The organism is Nocardia sp. NPDC049737, assembly GCF_040674755.1.
Classification (GTDB): domain Bacteria; phylum Actinomycetota; class Actinomycetes; order Mycobacteriales; family Mycobacteriaceae; genus Nocardia.
This window is the reverse complement of record NZ_JBFANH010000036.1, coordinates 49,047-70,821: the sequence shown is the minus strand read 5'-3', so window position 1 is coordinate 70,821 and position 21,775 is coordinate 49,047. Positions and strand designations below refer to the sequence as shown.

At 63.6% G+C, this 21,775-nt stretch carries 1 protein-coding gene (running past both ends of the window); it reads left to right on the top strand.

Positions 1-21,775, top strand: part of the annotated coding region (locus AB0J47_RS35770; RefSeq protein ID WP_364356737.1) for a LuxR C-terminal-related transcriptional regulator (this coding region is incomplete at its 3' end). Its footprint runs off both ends of the window (9,190 nt to the left, 22,820 nt to the right); 21,775 of its 53,785 annotated nt are in view.

Here is a 21,775-nt window from a genome sequence, read left to right as displayed (position 1 = left end):
GTCCGGACGCACCACCGCTCACCGAGACCGGACCAGCGAGTCTACCGGCAGCGGCCCCGGCCGAAGCCCAAGCTCCGAGCACACCATCGGAGCAGCTCCACCCGGAAGCTCCCTCCGCCCAACAGCTTTGGGAGCAGCACGGGCAGGAACTCGTCCGGCTCGTCTTCGTCATGCTGGGTGCTCCGCCGCTGCCCGGACGCCCACCAGCCCCGCCATTGGCGCGGTTGGCTCAGGAGATCATCCGCGATACCTTCCGCGACGTAGCGAGCGGTCACGCACCGGAAGACGGGGATATCCGAGGGTGGTTGCGTGACCTCGCGCAGGATTCGGTGCACCGCAAGCGGCTTCAGCGGATTCGCGAGGGAGTCCTGGAAGCCTTGCGTCGCACCGGAAAATACGATTCCGACCCGACATACCGGGCAATCGCCTCCATGGACCATCGCGAGTTCGAGCAACGAGTCGCAGAATTGGCACCCGGACAAGGCCTTTGGCTGGAACGCCGCTTCTTCCTCGGATTCGATCGAGCCACGGCCGCCTCGGTCCACCCACTCAGGAATATGACGTCGGACTTGCTGGCTGCCTTGGAGCGCGGTGCCATCGATCGCTTGGCAGCGCTGGAGGCTTCGCACACCAGCGAACCCGACTCGGACGAGACAGCGCAGGAGGCCTCGGCCGCATATGCGCTCCCGCCGACCGGCTCACGTGAGTTCGCCGAACTGCGAACAGCCGTTGCGGCTCGTGTTCCCGAGAAGCTGTGGAATGCGGTGGGCGAAGACCTCGAGAAGCTGGTGCGACACATCGCTGCGCTGCGCGACGAACGGCACCGGAATCTCGTCGAAATGCATTACCTCTCCGGGCTGACTGCAGCTGAGGTCCGACGAATACTCGGCATGGCCGACAGCACGTTTCATGAATTGAAAGATCGCGTCACCGACGTGCTGGTGCAAGCGTCGACGCGGGGGCCGGTATTCCGAGTCGGAGTCGATGAGCTTCCACCGCCTGGGTCACCGCAACGCGTCGAGCTGACCGAAGCGGTAGCAGCGCGGATGCCCGCAGCATTACGCGAGGCGATGCGCGGCGACCTCGCGAAACTACTCGAAGCCATCGCCGCCCTTCCTGAAATCCATCGGCAATATGCCGAGCTGGCCTACCTGCAGGGGCTGACCCCGACCGAAATATGGCAGGTCACCGGGGTCAAACGGGCGATGCAGGTGAATTACGTGCCGGGTGCCCTTACCGACCGGTTGACCCGAGGGCCTGTATTCCGTGTCGGCGAAGACGAACTCCCCCTCCCGGGCTCTCCTGAATACGCCGAGCTGCAGAAAGCCGTGGCAGCCCGGGTACCGGACGTGCTGCGCGAGGCGATGAACGGCGACGTGGCGAAGCTGTTGGAGGCCATCGCCGCTATACGTTCGGAGAATGCCCGACGGTATGCTGAGCTGAGCTACCTGCAAGGCATGTCACCTGCTGAGATTTGTACAGAGCTCGGCGTCATGCGCGCTGCGGTCGACTCCATGCGCCTCGATACCTCATTTGGCTTGGCGAACTGGTTGAACCGAGGGCCGATATTCGAAATCGGCATGGAGGAGCTGCCACTCCCGGGCTCGACGCGATACCTGGAGCTCGCCGGGGCGGTAGCTGCTCGGGTACCCGCATCGGTCGCCGCCGAAATGGGAGATGGGCTCGAACCTCTGCTGCGCGCCATCGCAAGGCTCCCGCACGACGAACGCGTGTACTGCCAATTGGTGTATTTCGGGGGATTGCGCCGTCGTGAAATAGCCCACGCAATGGGACATCGCAGCGAACGAGAAACCGACTGGCTCAGGGCTTCCGCGGCGCGTCGGGTGGTGGCCGAGTTGCGGCGCGGTCGATCGGAAGACGCTGCATCGATTCCTTCCATGCGCCTTACCGTCGCAGCACGGCTGGGTTTGGATCCGCACGATTTGATGCCCGGCTCCAGCACCGTCGAGCGGCTGCGTGCCGGCCATGATATGGCGCGGGCGGCGCTGGCCGGGTTACTCGGGGTAGCGCCAGATGCGCTGCACCACGGACCGGTACGGGCGGCGGTCGATAACCTGGCGCTGCAGCTGATCGGTATGAGCGCCGATCAACGGGCGGTGGCCTTCCAAGCGGATGCAATACCGGGCCTGATCGCATGGATGGCACAGTGGCTCCAACTGGACCGGGCCATCCAGACCGAAGCAGTGGCAGCAATCGGGGGCAAGCAGGCAGCCGCTGACGCAAGACAATTGTTGGATCAGCGGGCCGACGAGTTGGAACACGAACTCACGGGACTGCTCGGTGTTTCGCAGCTGCATTCGACCGTTGGCGAAACCAGCGATTCCGCAGCGGCCGAACTGCGGCGATTCGCCGACCTGGTGGATTCGCCCGCGATAGGCGAATTGCTCACCGTAATCGAAAACTACCTGAAGACCTATGACGCCGCCGTCCTGGTCGAGTACGTGGAAAACGACAACCGCGACGATCGCCATGTCTTCGGGATTCCAGCGGCGGCGCGGATACTCCGCGAAGCCACTGCAACATCCACCGAAGTGTTACCGGCACAGACCCCGACTGAAGCACAGGCTCCACGTCCCGATGGGTCATTTGATGTCGTGCAGGTCCAAACGCTGCGCCTCGAGTTGGCCAAGGTATTGGGAATCAATCCCGCTCTCCTGAACCAGGATTCGATGCGTCGGGCGCTCCGAACGGTCCAGGCCCTCCTCGAGCGCCTGAGCGAAACAGGCTGGCAGCGGGTCTTCGAGACGGGGCGACTAACAGAGGTCTTACGGTGGATCGGGCGGCGACTCGAGCTTGATCCACAAATCGAAGCCGACGATCGGCCGGATCGCCTCCGCAGCCAGCTGGATCGTGAGCTGGGACGACTCCTCATGCTCGACCGGCCCGCACCGGATCCGCGGCCTCTGGCAGACGATCCATTGGCCGAGTTGCGATTGGCGAGTGCGGTAACAGAGGCACCGACGATGCTTCGCCTGGTCGAGTTGAGCGAGTTGTTCCTCGGGCTGAGCGAGGCGGAATCGCAGTGCCGCCCCAAAGGCGTCGATGTGGCACGGCTGGCCGGTGTCGACGAGGGAACCGTCTCCCATGTGTACGGGGAGTACGCAAAGCGTGGTAGGCCCGCGTTTACCGAAGAAGAGCAGCGGGTGCTCGTCGCGGCGCAGTGGCTTGGTTGGCCGATACCAGCCGGGTTCGACCGAGTTATTGATCCGATTTTCGCGCAAGAGCGATTTACTCCACCCCAATTGACCGACGGCGCCTTCGTACCGGGAAGCTTCCAGCCGCAGCCCACGCTGGCTCAGGTCGGCCGCGCAGCCGGTGTCGGCAGCAAAACGGTGAGCGCCGTATTCACCGGGGAAATCGCGGCGGATTCCGAAAAAGGGCGCAAGGTCCTGGAAGCCGCCGACCGGCTGGGCTTCTGGTACCCGCGAGCACGCGAAATCGCGTTCGTACAACTCCATACCCTGCGTGCCGAATTGGGCGAGTTGCTCGGACTCGAACCCAGGACGATGGACCAGGCACAAGTGCGCGCCAAGATGCAACAAACGGATCACACGGCGAGCTCACCGAAGGCTGGCCGGTTGGCCGAAATCTACCAGGTGCTCGGCGGGTGGGAGCTGGACCAGCAACCCACGCCCCTGGATGTAGCGCAGCTGGCTGGGGTGAGCCGACGCACCGTCAACCGGGTCCTGGCGCGAAAGAAGGCGTTGTACACCGAGGAGGAACAACGGGTCCTCGTCGCCGCGCGATGGCTGGGATTTCCCGTGCCGTACCGCCTCCGCATTGCTATCGATCCAGCGTTTGTTGCAGAGCGTTTCCACCCTCCAACGTTCAGCGAGAGTGGGGGCTTCCTTCCTGGAAAGTTCGATCCGCAACCCACCCACGTCGAGATCGGACAGCTTGCCGGCGTTGAGCGGGCCGCGGTCAGCCGCGTGTTGAGTGGCAAGATCGCGGCCGATTCCGATCGAGGACAGCGGGTACTTACGGCAGCCGCACAGCTCGGTTACTGGCAGCCCGCACCCGAAGAATCGGATCGTGTCGAGGACTGTGTCATCCAAGTGGTTCGCGTCATGCGCGCACTGCGTTTGGCCGACGACGATGAGCCTGAACCCGACGCCAATGACGACAAGTGGCACACCGAAGACAACTGGCGCGCATTGGAAGCCGGCATCCTGGCTCAACTCGAGAAGATCTGGCCACCAACGACGGCACAGCCGGTCCCCTCGGAATCCGCCAATGCCGCGCTCGCGGCGGTCGCCGACGCCATCACGAACAACAGCAACGGCGTCGATACCGCAGTCATCGTCGTCGATGACGGTGTCGAAGCCCACGGCTACCTGATCACCGCCGTCAATGGCGAACTCATTGTTTTCGACACCAATATCGAGCACGCGGATGACGAGGATTCGGAAATCCGCATCCCTCGCGTACAAACCTACGACCGGTGGCGGCAGTCCTACACACACATCAGCGAAGCCTTTGTCACCTATCTGAAATCCGAAAACGGCAGCCTCACCGCCGTCGACGCCCCACACGACGACCATGAGGCCCATGAGCACCCGAGCCGCAAGATCACCGGCCGACCGGGCGATAGCGAGGGCGAGGAGACCGCGGCAGAACTGCATGCCGCCTCCGAAACATATGAACTCCAAGACATTCTGACCCGAGTCGATGAAACCGGCGTCGATCCGGCAACGGCGGAACAGGTCAAGCAAGCCATCCGCGGACGCTTTGAGCGGCAGCGTCGGAAGATCCCCGGGAGCGGCCAGAAACAGGATCATATTGCCGCGGAGCAGACTGCCCAGTGGGTAAACGACATCATGCTCTTGCGAGCACTGCGGGATCTCGCATCGTCGCCTGGGCGGGAGACCACTCACGCTGCGCCGCCTATCGCCCACCACATCACTGCGCAGGAACTCGCTCATGACACCAGTCAGTTGCCGACCGCCTTGGTGACGATGGTTTCCCACATCGCGAGCGTCAGCCGTGATACCACAGTCACCGATCAGGCGAAGCTTGCCATTCTCAATGTCTACAACGGGTACCTAGAGACAGCCACCAAGTCCATATACCGCGATCACCACGTGAAAAAGCAGGCTGGCTCGGTAGCCCACTTCCCAGAACATGTCGCGTCCGTACTGGCCCAGACGTCAGCCGATACGTTCCTGCAAACGCAGGCGGCGCGCGCGCTCATTATGGATACCGCCGTAACCCTGACGTACCAGTGGTTCGATAAGACTCGAAGAAGGGCTGAGCGAACCGACACTAGTGTCGCGGACCTACTGGCCGAGATCTACCGGCGTAATCACCAGCCTCTATCCGAGGCGCGGCTCGGTGAACTCCAGGATCAGTTGCGTGGCTTGCGAGCCGAATTGGAGGAGCTAGCGCCGCGACGGCTTGCGGTCCTGGCGCGGGTATTGAACATGCCGGAAGCAGATGCTGCACGCTGGCCAACAGGTTTCGTCGCACTACTCGCCGAAGTCGAACAGCTTTCCCACGCCGTCGAGGCCTGGATCGCCGCCGGAGTACCGATCACGCCGCGCATGACACGGGAGATCATGAACAGCGACCCCGCCATGCTTGGGGGAATCAAGGGGGAGATCGGGTTAGCCGAACAACTCGATGGGATCCATGCGCTGGGTACCCTCGTCCACCTCGAAAATCCAGATCGCGGTCGGCTGGATAGTGAGGTGGATGTCTCGACCGACGAAGGCCGAACGTGGCACGAGGCGAAGAACTACCACCTGGCCATGCAGCTTCGAAGGCAGACCAGACTAGAGGCGCAGGCGCGCAAGCAACTCCACATCGCGTATCGGAATCCCGAGTATTGGGTGGACGGCCTTCCGCCACAGATCAAGTGGCATTTCATGAACGGCGTGCATCCGACGGTCCGCGCCGCCTTGGAAGCCATTCGGATCGAAGACGAATCCGGCCGGGTCGTCGATGGGTACCGCATCGAGGTCATCGACGGTTCCGCCACCGAACGCGATAGCACTGCGCCACATCCAGACGGCACGCCATCTGTTCAGCCCGATGTGCGAATTTCCTCCCACGCGCAAAGTGCGGCTCGTCCGAACGATGAGCCGGATCCGAGCATGGCACCGGATCAGACACGGCCGGATACACCCGACACCGTCACGCCGGCCATTGTTCGCCGTAGGGCATTGACACAACGCCAGATCGAGATCCTCGAGCTGGTCGCGGTCGGCAAAACAAACTGGGAAATCGCGCAAATCCTCGAATTGGCCTACGGGACGGTGCAAGAGCACCTGCTCAATATCGGTCGCAAACTCGGAACCGGGCGGCGAGAGGTTATGGCAGCGGCGGCCGTGGATGCTGGCCTGCTCCGCCGTTCGGAACCACCGACAAGTACCGAAACCGAAATCGACAAACTCCGAACCGCGCTGTGTGCGGCGCTGAGAGCGGGCGCGCAACAGCCCGATCCGGAGCAAATCCTCGCCGAGGCGTCCTCGGAACAGTTCGATGATGCGATCCTCGAACTCAGCCCCCAGCAGCGAAAGGCGCTGCGCATGCTCCGCCAGGGTGCTCCGGCTACTCCGATGGTCCGGAGCACAGCAACCCAAGCCGCCGTCCGACTGGTCGCTACGATTTCCGCCGCGCATGAACAGCGCGAGGCGATATTGAGCAGGGCTTTGGCGGAGGCGAGCCCCGAGGAGTTGCGGGAGGCACTCGGTCGGCTCACGCTTGTGCAGCAGCGGGTCGTGGTCGGTCTCTACGAGCGCGGATTGTCACCTGCCGCCGTGGCGTCGGCGTTGGGCTACGACGACGAGTCCACCGTCAGGCATTTGGCGCAGGGGGCGGTTCGCCGGATGGCGAAACGCATCGGCTTCCGGCGCGGCCTGTATCGCCCGCCTGCCCTGGCGGCCGCGTCCGCCCCGATGGCTGTGCAGCGCGCCGACGAACCCGCGCTCACCGCTGCGCAGACGGACATGCTCATCGAAACCGCGCGCGCCGACGAACCCGAAGTTCTGCAATGGTGCATCGAGTGGGCTCATCGCGAGGGCATTCTCGATCACGAGGAACTTCCGGTCGCCCGGTTGCTGTTCGCGGCGGGGGCAAGCGTGCCCGAAGCAGCCGCCGCGACTGGTATGACCGAACGAAGGGTCGCGAAGGTATCGGCGGAAGCGCGGTCAAAACTCGCGCAACCGCTGTCGGCACGGTTGGGCATTTCCGAGCCGACGCCGTATGAGCAAGCTTTCCAGCGCGGCCAGCGCGTGAGTGCGCAGGAAACGGCGCCCCATTCGGCCGACCCGACCGAAAATACGGCGCACGAGCTACTTCGCACCGTCCTGGACTGGTTGAACACACGGTTTCCGCTCGATCCCGCAATCCCGTCTCGCCCCGATGCTGGTTCGACGGCGCCAGCCGAGCGCCAAGCGGGACACCAGCCGCTGACCGGTCGTGAGGCCGATGTATTACGCCTCGTTGCAGCTGGTCTGACTTACCGGGAAGTAGCACAGGCACTTCACATCGCGGAGCCGACAGTCCGCACCCATATGCGCCATATCCACGGCAAGCTCAATGCCGCCGCACTCACCGAAGCCATACTCGCGGCACGCAACCAAGGCGTCGACCTCGCAATCAGCACCGAAGCCGACCCTGGACTCACCGATAACACTCCGCACTCGGCCGCAGTCGAAAGTAACTCGGCCACAACGACTTCCGCCGGTTCTGACGAACCGACGGATGCGCAGTCGACACTACTGGGCACGCGCTCCACGACGGATACCGAAACGGCATCCGATAGCAATCGCGACGAGCAATCACATGATTCATCCGATTCCCGTGCGCGCCCACTCATCGCCCCGGCGGGTGTGCGTGCGGTGCTCGGTCCGCTGGCTCGTCACTTCCGGTTCAGCAGGCGTGGCCGCGTCAGGTTCCTCGGTGGCGGCATGGTGCGATCGCAGGTGCGATCGCAGGTGGAGGCCTTCGAGCAGCAGTTCATCGCGTTGCGCCCACAGCTCGAGACAATCGGCGCGCAGGACTGGTACACCCACACGCTGGAGCGGATCCGTACGGCTGTCTCGGTCGCACCATTGGCGCGGTACGCCAACAGGTACGGCCTGGAAACACCGAGAAACGCCGAAGGCGAAGCGATGCACCCCGACGAGGGCATCAACGGCCAAGTGGCCGCCGACGGCACGCTCACATTCGTTGTCCACGCGTCCCCGCGCACTCCGCACGGGCGCACGATGTTCGAGGAACTGTGGAACGCTGTCGGCGACAACGTGACTCAAATCCGTGCTGTGTGGCGGGCCGGCACCGAGCTGACCGACAACCTCGATTCGTTCAATCGCCGCATTCGGCAACGGCTTTCGCCGAATGAGGCCGCATTGGGTACGTGGACCGGAAAGATGGCCGCGCACCACGGTTTCACCGAGACGATCGTCGAGATGGATGGTCCCGTCGGGGAGTACGACGACGTCCAGGTGGTATTCCGCCGTCCGCCCAGCGTTCCCGAGGCATCGGGCGAGGTGTTATCCGCGCCGTCGACAGCGACGAAGGCGCGGGCCGGTGCGACGGCCCCGGTTCGGCAGGACTGCATAATCCAGCTGGTCAGAGCACTGTGGTACCTGGGCCACGACAGTGCATGGGTGCCCGGTGAAGGCGAAAACCTTTGGCCCGACCTGGAAGCCGCCGTCGCCGCACAGCTCGTCGAAGTGGCACTCCCAACCACCGCGACCGAGCCGAACACCGAGCAGTCAGAGATCGCCGACCCCCTGGCATCGGTCGTCGACATCGTACGCAACAAACGCGGCGGCGTGGACACCGCCACAGTCGTCGTCGAACGCGGTAACAGGTCTCACGGCTACGTCATCACCAATGTCAACGGCGAAGTCGTCATATCCGATTCACTCGCCAGTCCACAAATTCGCCACTACGACGAATGGAGCCCGCCCTACCCGCGCGTCGACAGGGCATTCGTCGCCTACTTCAAGTCCGAGAACGGCGTCCTGTCCGCCCTACACGACCCCGTCTCGGATGATGTCCCCCGAACACATCCCCAGAATCCGATCACCGGCCCAACAGATGACCCGGGCGTGGGCCGCGGTTCCGAATCGAATCGCCCTGTGGTCGCGGATCTGTTGGCGACTGTCGATAGCGCACAGCTGGCGTCGGTACGTGAAGCTGCCGTAGCGGAACGTCATGCCGCAGTGGTGGATTCACACGCGGCAGCGGGTGAAGATCTGGAGCGCTTCCAGCAGCTGAGCCGGACGATCGATCGGCTCGGAGAGCTGACCGATGCGATGGAGCATCCGGAGGCGGTTGCCCCGGAACGGCTGCGGTTGCTGGCGCACTTGTTCCATGCGGAGGCCGAGCGGCAAGCGGCGTTGGCTGAGGCAAACCAGCTCGGCGGACACGATATCCGCGATCCGCGACGCAGGCAGGAGGCGGCCGATCGCTTGGCGGCCGCGGCCGACCGGGTCGACCAGGTCGCGGCCGCGTTGGAGACGCCGCAAACAGGTGTCCCGGCGAATATCGACGTCCGGAGTTTGCTGGCAACAGTGGATTCCGGCGAGTTGGAGTCGGCATGCACGAATGCCGAGGCCCAACGTCGAGCCACGGTGGTGGATCCGCGCACCGCAGCACCCGAAGAGTTCGAGCTCTTACGGAAACTACGCCGGAACGTCGGGCTGCTCAACGAATTGCGCAATGCCATCGACCATCCGGAAGCCCTTCCCCCGCAACGGCTTCGCCTGCTGGTGCATTACTTCCACGCCGAAACCGAGCGGCAGGCGGCGGCGAGGGCACTTGCAGCGGTCGAGCGCTATCGGGCGGCCGCCGACCGGGTTCGCGCGGTCGCGAACGCGTTGAACTCGAGCAGACGGGACGGTGCAGCGGCTGCCCAGTCAACCGCGGGAACAGAGGTAGGGGCCGCGGCTACGACGCACGGGGCAAGCACCGAAGCAGCCCCCGCCGGTGTGGACACACCGGACCCGCTCAATTCCACCGACCAGGAGTTGCACAACTGGGCCGCAACACTTTCCGACGATGACGCACAGCGACTGCTCGCCGATACAACAACCGAAATCGCAGCCATTCTCGATGCGTTCCGCCGCGGCGAGTCACCGTCGGTCCGAACCGCGGTCGGCGCGGGGAGGTTGCTCAATGTCGTGTTGTGGGAGCAACTCCGCCGATTCAAAACGAAGACCCATTCCGGCAACATCCCCGACTACCCGACGCTGTTCGCGGTCGCCCGCGACGTCGCGGCTCGCCTGCCGGAGGCGCGGGCGCTATATGCCGCCGCGAACGCACTGTTCAACCTCACTGGCGCATTTCCCCTCGGCGCGCCGCTGGTACCTGAACTCTTTCCCGCTCCAGACAATGAGCTGAATTTTCTGGACAGTGTTCCCTCGCACCTCGGGCACATGGTCGAGCTTATGGAGAAGACCATACAGTCTGTACCCTGGGCCGAAGAATCTTCACTTTCAGAGAATGTCCGACCGGCGCTCGCACATCGCGAAGACACCGAGGAAGCGACCAAGAAAGCATTCGGACTCGGCAGACACCTCGATGCGCAAAGGGCCGATCCTACGGATTGGGCAGACTTCATCGATAGATATCTGCTGGCCAGATCGGTCGATGGATTCGATGCCGATATCGACCAAGCCTTCCGGTCATTGCAAACGGCATTGGCGGAATTCGACCGTGCGCAAACCGGATCGAGCCAGAACGTCGCCGCAAGTGCGGCATCCCTGCTGCCCGTTATTGCAACGGCGGCCGAATATTTCCTGGCCCGAACCCTGCAGCCCGACCTCGCATTGGACATAGCGCAAAGAATGGATCAGGCGTTTGCCGTGGCCGCGGCTCACGCGCCTGATCTGCAACCGTTGCAAGCTGCGGCACGAATAGTCCGCGATCTGCTCGTCGCTATCGCTGAACGTACGGCGAGGCTGACAGATTACGGTCACCCGCTCACTATGCGAAAACTCGCGTTCAAGCATCTTGCGCTCGGCACGCCGTTCCGTGACTTGCTCGAGCAGGCAGTACACGAACTCCGCGGAGAAGAACAGGCACCGCCACACGATGGCAGTGCTGCGCCGCAAGAGGTGGGTGCTTGGCCGCTGCCGCAACCTCGGGTCGAGCTGAATCTGGGTCCTGTTGCCGCGGTAAGCGATATCGGCGTGGGGCCGGAAAACGATGGGCATGACACCAATGAGGATGCGTTCAGGATTGCGGTGGCGACCGGTCCCGACGGGCAACCCGTGTACCTCGCGGTGGTGGATGACGGCATATCGAAGCGGCCCCGCGGCGATCACGCGGCCCGGGTCGCGGCCGACGCTTTTCATGATCACGCGATGGCAGCGTTGGCCGAGCTCCGGCCTGGCCAGCCGTGGAATCCGTTGTCGATCGTGCGGAAGGCGACGGCGGCTGCCGATAAGGCAGTTCGCGATCTGGCGAATCTCCCCGAGTACGCCGGTCCCGAAAAGCCGCCCGCATGCACGATCGTTTGCGCAATGGTGGTGGGCGGGCAGGTCATTGTGGACTGGAGGGGTGACAGCCGGGCGGCGTGGCTCGCCCTGGATGACGGCCCGTCCAAATGGCTGACCAGTGACGATACGAATATTGCAGAGATTCGGCACCGCTTCGGCGACTGGACCGAAGAGCAGGTCAAGAATTCGGCGATGTACAGCGGTCTGCAGCGTTACCTCGGTGCGGGCTCGAAGGACGGCGAATCGCACGCGAAGGTCGCAGATGACGTGAGCGGTGACGGTGTTGTTGGCCTGTTTTCCGACGGCGCATTGGAGGCGATCACCGGCGAAGCAGCGCCCGAGAAACTCACCGAAATCGTCAAACGAGCCCTGGCCCAATCGAACGGGAACCTGCTCGCGGCATCGCACGCACTCCGAGAACGCGCCCTGGCCGCCGGAGCCGACGACAACATAACCATTGCATTGATAAAGGTTCCCGCACACGAATCCGCGCCCCGGACGCCCGCGTCGGCAGCACAGCAATCGTCAACAGCACCAAAGGAGTACCGAGGTACCGGTGATCCTTTCAGTTCCAAACCAGGTCGCGCGCGCCGAAATGATGGTGGCCACCCAGAAGCGATTCCCGCCACGAAGAATGGGACGCCGGTCGAGGGCTTCCTCTCATTCATGGCACCGCCCAACGAGGTATGGGGTGCCGGACGCGCCCCCCGATCCGACCAAGAGCGTCCCGCGACCCATGATCCCGAAGGCGACCGCAGTTCCGAGGTCCATGAGCCGCTCATTCCGGTCGATACGCCGGCGACGGATACGAACGCTTCCGTGCGACCACCACGTTCGCTGGTGGTCGGGTTGGCCGCACAACTGCTCGATACGCGGCGCACCAACCAGCCGACCGACACCGCTGGGTACGATTCGAGCCTCGATACAACCACCGATCCGGCATGGATATCCGCCCACGGCAGCGATCGAGTCCCCCTGGACACCACCGCTTTCCATGAGCTTCCGCACGACGTGCAGGCCGAATACCTTCGCCTCGCCGAGATGGCGGCGCCCTTGGTCCTCGATGCTTTGCGTGCCGGGACCGACATCTCGAGTGCCGACTTCCTCGAACATACGAGTAGCAGGATCCACGATGCACGGCTGCAACGCCATTGGCGCGCGGCCACTCCGGAACAGCGTCTGCCGTACAACGACCCGGGCTATTCCGAGGAACAGCGCGAGCAGGATCGGCATTTCGCACGCGCGGTCCGTGATTTCATCCTCACGGAGAACGCCATCGCCCCTTCCGGCGACCCATTCGAATCCTGCACCACCGCGATCGAGATCGCCGCGGAGTTGCGTCGCAGACACCACGTCGATGTGTTCGGATTCGACTTGCCCGGTGTGTCGGTGGAATTCGCACGAGCGTTCGCCCTGGCGATTCACGTGCTGTTGACGAAATACCCGCATGTCCAACTGCATCGGGTAGGTATCGGCCCCGTCTCGGGCATCCCACCGTTCGCCACGAGCGACCATGTCGCGGGGAGCGAAACGAGCTACCCGTATACGCAGTCGATCACGGTGGGCAAGAGCCTCGCTACCAGCCCAGAGTTCTTCGCCGTGAACTGGAGGGCAATGGTGAACAGTGGGCGTGCCCCGGGCCCGCTCGACAACCCAGCGCTGGGGTTGGTCCTGCGCGAGTTTGCCCACGCACTGAACAACACCGGTATGCGGAAGGCGTCGAATCGACTTGTTTCGACCCTGCTCAACCACTACGAAGACAACCATGAAGGGCCGACCGCGTGGTCCTCGAGCGCCGGTTATGCCCGGCGAGACAGTGAATTCCGGACCTATGGACGCGACCACCAGACTGACAAATTCGACGCCGCCGCCGCGCTGGCCGGCGCATTCGCGGCGATGGAGCACGACGCTGCCACCGCAACGGTCGGGGAGGTACACGCTTACCAGAAACTGCAACTCGCCGCCGAGCAGATGGCCGAGATGTACCACAGCAGGCAGCAATTGGCGGCAGAATACCATCCGGTGACTCCGGCAGAGCAGCGGGACAAGATGGCGATGGTCGCGGCCATGAAGGCCGACCGTAATATCGACCTCCCCGGTTTCGAGAACCCCGGCATCAACCTCGATACCGCCGGTCAACTCGTCGAGGCCGTACTTATCATGATCCGCGCCTTCCGGGTGCTCGCGGCAGCCTTGTCGAAGAGCTCAATTGCCCCCTTGGACGGGGACACCTTCGGCCAGGAGTCTGTTGAGGGCATTGTTTTCAACGAGCTGTGGGCCACTGCGCCCGCGCGGATGCGCGCCGCGGCAGTACAGCAAGTCGCCTCCGGACGACTTCGCGGCGACCCCGAGCGCATGTTCCTCAGTCTCGGCATCCACGAACTGACCCACCTGCTGCGCAGGCTTCTCTCCTCCCAGAACGAGGCGAGCACCTACGGCACGGTGCAAAAGTACTTCAAAGACACCTACGGCTCGACCGATGTCGACGCGCTGCGAGCGTGGATGGCGCGTCAATTCAGCTCCTACGGTATCCGCCAGGAAGACGGCGCCCTCATTCCGGCTGAGGCAGAGGCGGAGGCGATGGTGCCCGCCATGGTCAGCGGTCTGACGCCGACTGAAGGCGAGCAGGTCGTCATCGACCAATTCATCGCAATGGATACAGCCGCGGACCTTGGACCCAGCTCGGCAGCCACCGCATCGCGAGAGATCGAATACCGCGCGGGCGACAACGCCGACGATGTGCAGGACCAGCTCGAGCAGCTGGTCGACCAGGTAATGGTGGGTCAACCGGCCGAGGCGCACGCGGAGGGGCTGCGGATGGCCGGTCGGATGGTCAACGCCATCTTCGACGCCGGTATGGCCGAAAGCGCCCGGCTCACAGCGCGGCTGGTCGATCGGCCGGACGGCCAAGAGCTCGAAGTCGCGATGGTCGACAACCAAGGGCGGCGCGTGGCCGGTTACGTGGCCTTGGCTCAACGGTTGTCGGCTGCGGATATCCGGGTGGAGCGCAGCGTCGAGGTCGCGCGCGTCGACGGTGAGCTGCCGATGTCGGTCGATAACGTCCTTACGCACTGGCACGACGACCAGCAAGCAGCGACCGTCTGGGGCGTACTCGACGCATTGACTCTGGCTGCCGGCGAAGATGATTGGTGCATCGTTCACATCGCACACACCGAGGACGGTGCGGCCACGTTGTCCGTCACGCAGGGGCGCGGCGAGCGACGCGAGGCCGGGATGACGCTGGCCCTCGGTGCTGTGGCCGGTGCAACCGGCGGTCCGGTACGTATCGCGATTGCGATCGATCCGGAGCAAACGGTGGCCGCGGATGTCGCCAGAGTGCGGTCGGTGCTGCGCCACTTGACGACCGGTTGGCCGCGAGAGCAAAGAGTGCTGGCGGTCGATATGGCCACACGAATGCTTCTGGACGCCCGCCCTGCCGACGATCCGGACCTCACGGGCTGGGTGCAGATCGAATTTTCCGGCGAGCCGGGCGATCGACTCGTAACGTTGAGCGTGCTCGACGACCAGACATTGCTGTTGTCGGATGAGATCCGCGAGGAGCTGGGGTCGGGTGCGGTCGAGGAACCTGCCGAGACGAGGCCCAGCACAGTAGCCGCTGCGGAGCTGCGGTCGCTGGTGATCGGGCGTGGCAGCGGTGCTGCGGACCGGAACCAGGTCCGGGCCGAAGCGGCCGACCTGGTCCGAGGTCTGCTGGCGGGCCAGGACTCCTGGCCAGCCGAGCAGTTCGGCACGGCAACGCTTTTGGCCGATGAGCTGGTTGGCGCAGTTCCGAACGATGCGGAGACCGACGCAACCCTGGTCCTGACCAAGCTGACGACGGACGACGGTGCCGCGGTCTGCCTCGAGTTGCACGTTCGCGGCAGCGCGGATGCCGAAGCGTTGAACCTCGCCGAGATCTATGCCGAACACTACGGAATCGAATACGTCCCGGGCGGCTACACCGTGTGGGCGGTACTCGGCGACGGAACCGACGCCGCGGCCGAAATGGTTACCGCACTTGCCGATCGCAACGACCAGGCACCCGAACAAGATGAGCGACTGTCCACCGAACCGATACCGGAGGAGCTGCCCGAGGAACTGCATTCGGCGACGCAACGCGGCGCGAACAAGCTGACCACGATCGCACTCGGTCATTCATCAGATGAGCTGGAGCTGAGCACAATTGTGGCCGCGCCCGGCCGTGTCCAGCTGACGGTCGCCACCGCCCACATCAACACGACCGACCTCGAATCAGCGCCCACCACAACCGATTCCGACACAACCGCCGAAATCCCTGAACACGTCCGCAAATGCCTCGTCCAGACCATGCGTGCCACTTGGGCCGTCGGATACGACCAAGCAACCATCCCCGACGAAAACGCCGAAACCTGGCGGCAACTCGAAGACAGCCTCCACGCCGAACTCACCAGAACCCCCATATCGACCACCACCCCTGACCCACTCGCCCACATCATCGACCGCGTCGAAGACCCGAGCGACGTCGACACCGTCGTCATCGTCATCGACAACGGCACCAGCGCCCACGGCTACATGGTCACCAACGTCAACGGCACAGCCCTCATCTTCGACACCCTCATCCCCCCATCCTCCGAACCCAATCAACAACAACGCACACCACGAGTCCGCACCCGCACCCAATGGGAACGATCCCTCCCCCGCATGCGTGCCGACTTCGGGGAAATCCGCGACGCCTTCATCCTCGAATTCACCAAAGAAACGGAAGACACCGAAGACACCACCAAAGGCAGCCTCCGCCCCATCCACCAGCCAGACGCCCACGGCCCCACCCGAGAACAACGACAGCACCCGATCCTGGGCAAGCGAAGCAACAACACTCCCGAAGACCCCGACGAAGGGTCGGCACCCGACACCGAGCACAACCCCACGCCTGCGACCAACAGCGAAAACTCCACGGGCAGCGATTCACTGCGGGACGTGGTTCGGAACAACCCCTATGTCGGCGTACGGCTCGGCGCCGAGTTCTTCAACGACGCCGGCGCCGAGCTCATGCTAATGATGACGGGTCTGTACTTCGTGCAAGAGCTCGGACCAGGACCGGCAGGCGCAATCGGATGGGCCGTGCAGCTGCCGCACATCGGCGGCGCACTGATCGCGGGGCATCTGACCGACCGCACCCCACGACCCAAGAAATTGGTGATCGGCACCCAAGTCGTGTCGGCAGCAGGAGGGCTGATAGCAACTGGCGCGCTCGCATCCGGCACGTCGTACGCCGCCCCCATCCTCATCGGAACAACGCTCGTCGGAGCGTCCGCATCCGTCCTCTACAGCAGTGCCGCCGACAAGGTACTTATCGAAATGGCCGGCGCCGCGCAAGACGGACTGAACCGATTCAACAATCTCAGAATGAATCTCACTCGTGTGCTGGGACAGGGCCTGGCGCCCATTGTGCTGAAGGCCGGCGCGTGGACGGCTCCCCTCATCGATGTCAGTACGAACATTGTGAATCTGGCAACATGGGCGGCCTTGCCGACGGTCTCGAACGCACCGAAAACGGAAAAACCGGAGAGCATTCGGAAGTCGATCGCCGAGGGCTGGCGTGCCGTCCAGAACCTTCCGGTGCAGCGACGTTACAACTTCAACCTAGGCCTCACAAATTTCTACTTGGGAATGCAGGGACTGCAATTCACGTCGCTGATCGCCAACTCCGGTCTTCCGGGATGGCAACAGGGAACAGCGATGTTGATCACCCCACTCGGGGGCGTGGTCGGGAACCTGATACCCAAGCGCTGGTTGGAGAAGACCAGCATCGACACACTGCTCACGGCCAGATTGGCCGGCCTGGCCGTGCCCGCGATACTCCAGGCAACCACCACCAACCCCTGGATAGCGTCGGCAGGACTCGCCAGCACATGGGCAGTCCTCGGTTCAGCTGGCATACCCATCGGCACCTATACGAACAAGACGACCCCGTCCGAGGTGCTCGGACGAGTGAGATCGATCGGCACCGTGACGACCCGAAGCACGTTCGCGATGGGCCCAGCGGTCGCCGGCGGCGCTATAGCGCTGTTGGGTCACCAAACGACCGGCATGTCCATAGCCGCGACATTCGGCACCATCGCGGGCTGGTCCCTGTACCACCGGCTGTTCAAAGCCCGCAGACTGCTCGACTGCATCAACCAAACATCCGAAGCAACCTGGGCACTCGGCCTCAACACGGGAATCAAACCAAAGAGGCGGCACAAGAGCCCGGAACACCTCCGGCGAGCCATCGCAACCCAACTCGTCAAAATCCCAGGCGCCGAAGACCCCGTCGCCAAGACCATCGACGACGTCCGAAACCTCAAAGACGGAGCCGACACCGCCGTCCTCCTCCTCGACGACGGCAAGAACATGCACTCCATCACCATCACCAATACCGACAACAAACCTGGCGGCAACGTCGTCATCTTCGACACCAACATCACCAACCCCGACGACCCGCATACCGACCCCAACGACCCTGAGCGCATTCCCCGCGTCCGTACCGTCGACAAATGGAAACAGTCCTACCCCGACATCAAAGAGGCCTTCGTCGCCTACCTCACCACCGACGAGGACGACAACCTCACCAACCTCCACCCGCATGATCCCAACCAAGAAGCTCCGCGCAAAAAGGGCAAAGTCCTTGGCCCACTGGAGGGTCCGGAGGGCAACGGCGCGTCACCCGACATAGAGAAAGCGCTGGCCTCCGACACCGAGCACAACCCAACGCCTGCCATAAACAACGAAAACTCCACGGGCACAGATAGTTCAGCCACGGGCAAGCAATCTCGGGCAATCGCTAGTTCCGCGGATCGCACACCGATAAGCGCTGCAGGCCAAACAGACTCGGAGCAGCACGGAACCACGGAAAAGTCTCCGAGCACCGTCCGCATCGGCGGCACGGCTGCACAGGGTCCAGACCTGAAAACGCCATGGAGCCGTCACTCTTCCATGAAGCCAGCCGAGGCTCTCGGCCGTGCCGTCGAGGAAGATTCTCCGGAGCAGGTAGCTGGTGCGCCCACCGCACCTGGTGTACGGAACGAGGCACCACTGGCTCGGCGGCGGGAACTCATTGCGGAAGAGGTGTATCAGCGGGCGTTGTCAACGCTGCGGAAGCTGACCGGCCGCGGGATTATCGACGTCGATTCGAATGAGCGGCAACTGCTCGCACGACAAATCACCGAAGACACTCTCGTCGCGGCGAATCCGCTATTTACTTCGCCTCAAAAAGATGTCGGGCAGGCAGTGGCGAATATCGCCGGACGTGTGACCACCGAGCACGTCGAGTTCGCGCGACTGCGGCAGGGGATTTTGTCGGCGCTGCCCGAAGATGTGCGCGTCGGTCAATACGGACAGGCGCTGGCTCGCGCGACGCGGCGGGATCTGCGACGGCGTCTCGAGACTCTCCAGAAGGCGCATCCAACCCGGTATCAATGCCTCGTGCTCAGGCACCAGGAGGGACTATCGGTCGAACAGACATCTAAGGCTATGCCATACACCGACCCGACCATCATCGAGTCGCTCGAGTACTACGCCGCACATGCCGTCGCCGGAGTTCCCACTGATCAAGTCGAAGAGCTCGACGCGGGCGACGAATCGGCCGGACCGTCTTCGCTCGACACCGAACTGGCCAAGGTGGCTGCGGCATTCGAGGAGGCCATCGCTGCGGCTGCCGGCGGTGACACGGACAAGCTGAAAAAGCTGCAGCGCGCGATCCGCCAGCTCGATGACCCCGATGCGCAGCGGTGCCTGGAACTCCGGCATCTGAAAAAGCTGACGAACGCCGAGACTGCGGCCGCAATGGGTGGCACTCGCACCCCGAACGCCGTCAAGAAATTGCATCATCGGGCCGCGCGCGTGCTAGCTGAGATCTTGCCGGTGGATTCGAAGACTCTCGTCCAACGATGGTCGAGACAGGAACTCGCGGCCGATGGTGCCCGGATGGGTTGGCGTGACGCACTGGTCCCGCGGTTGCGCGAGACTATTCGCTCCGGTGCACTGCCCGTGGCCGGCGTGCTGCCGACGGCCGCTGAACTCGCCGAATACCTGGAATTGCCTACAGAAAGCACCGTCGGGCAGGCGTATCGGCAACTGGCCGCCGAAGGATATGTGGTCAGCAGGCGCGGGATCGGGACCTCGGTGACCCCCGCCGACAGCTGGCCGGATGCGCCGAATCCCGGTGCGGGGCCGACTTTGACTGGGCGGGAATTGCTCACGCTACTTGTGCAGGGGTCATCACGGGCGGAACTCGCTGCGGAGGCAGATCGCAAGGGCTGGCAAGCCACATTGCTTTCGGCCTTGCGCACGGTGATCGAGTCGGGTCGGTTGTCTGAGGGTCGGTTGTTGCCTGCCGCCCGAGAACTCGCCGAACGGCTGGGGTTGTCGTCGGCAACCTCGGTGGGCAAGGTGTATCGGCAGTTAGCCGCCGAAGGCTATGTGATGATCAGCCACGGAGTGGGTACCGCGGTAGCGAGCCCAAACCAATGGCTGAACAAGCGGCAAGCCACTGAACAGACCACGGAAGCCGCCGATGAAGCTGAGCCACAGGCGCGCTCGCGTACACCGTGGTCCGATCGACGCTCCCCTGCCGCGTCGCCTAATCCAGCCCCAACCACACCCGAGGCCGCCCAAGGTCCCGAAAGTGCTACGAGCACAACGACACTCGCAGCAGGGGTACAGCCGACGGACAGCAGGGAAGACGCGGCCGCAGACGTCCCTCAGCCCTGGGATGGCGCTGTGGATCCCATATGCGCGGTAGGAACATTCCAGGATGCCTGGAATCTCGGATTCGACGTACAGCAACCAATCGATGTGAACCAACCGGTACCACCAGCAGCAGTGGCCTGGCTGGCCGGAGCACACCACAAACGGCTCGACGGCGGCCTCGCTGAAGCAGCGCAACTGCTGACCGAATTGGGCCCCGGTGCGGGAATGCTGGTGAACGCCCGGCCCGTCGGTGCCGCGATCGGACACCTATTCCTGCTCCACAACGACGGCAAACAGATCTGGATCCACGACCAGCACGCAACACAGCCGAAAACAGTGCTCGACCCGCAAAATCCACCATTCCCGGCGCAGACCACACATGTCCTGCAACTGACCCGCCGGGAAGGCGACAGCACGCTGGAGTCACGACAGCAACGACTGGGCGAAGACAACCCACACGCTGACCCGGACATGACACGAGGTCGGGCCCTGCGACCAGTCGACGCCGGCGCACTACCTCCAGACGACCACACACGAGAACCGCAAACTACGCAGAATCCCACCGCGCCATCAGTCCCGCGCGACAGTGAAGCCTCGAATGTGATAACTATCGCCCAGGAGGACTGGGAGCTGGGCCAGCTGGACATCAAGAGCCTCCTGCCAGGGCATTGGCCGAAGGCGCCCCGCACGGCCTTGGCCGTTCGGCTGATCTCCGCTTTGTTGGACGATGCGTTTCGTCACAGCAGTAGTGCGCGAGTGACCATGTGGGTCAAATACGCATCGTTGCACTGCACCGTCACGGCCGAGGGCCGTACGTTGCCGACGCCGGATCTGCCAGGGCCGCAAGATTCCTGGGTCCCGGAGTTGAACCGGTCGGCCGCGTCATGGAGCTTCGCGTTGCGCCGGACGCCGCCGGGTAGGGAAGTCAGTTTCGTCCTTTGGCAGACCGATAGCCTGACCAGGTCTACCCCGTGGGCTGTCCCACCTACCGACGCCTCCGGTGAAGACGTGCCGCTGGATCTGACCACCGGCGTGCGGATCAGCCGAGATCAGCGGCAATTGCTCGCCGAGGTCCGCCATGCCATTGCCCAGCTCACTGGCGTCGGGCGAAGCCAGACCTTGTTCCCGGAGTTGGCATTCACGGCATTGGTCGACAACGTGTTCCGGCACACCGATTCGGACGCCTGGGTGACCGCGACAATGTCCGATCGGGGCATCGTGCGGGTCGAGGTCACTGACGATAGCCATCATCTGCCGGCGCTGGACCCGACGCGGACTTCGAGCCGGGGCATCGTCATGGTGGACGACACCGCCAATCAATGGGGTTTCGACCTCTATCGACGCGGCAATTGGGGTGTCGACCTCCATCGACGCGGCAAGACGGTGTGGTTCGAATACAACATCAACCAGGCCGTGGCGGATCCTGTATCCGACCTTTCGGCCGAAGCCACGGCAGTCGCACTGGACGATTCCCGTGACTGGCTGGACGCGGCGGTGTTGTACAGCGGTTCGGCTGTCGAGGTCGCTGGATGGGCGCGGCGGACCTGGCAGGTGGAGCTCGTCGGCTTCAACAATCCTGAAGCATCCCGGAA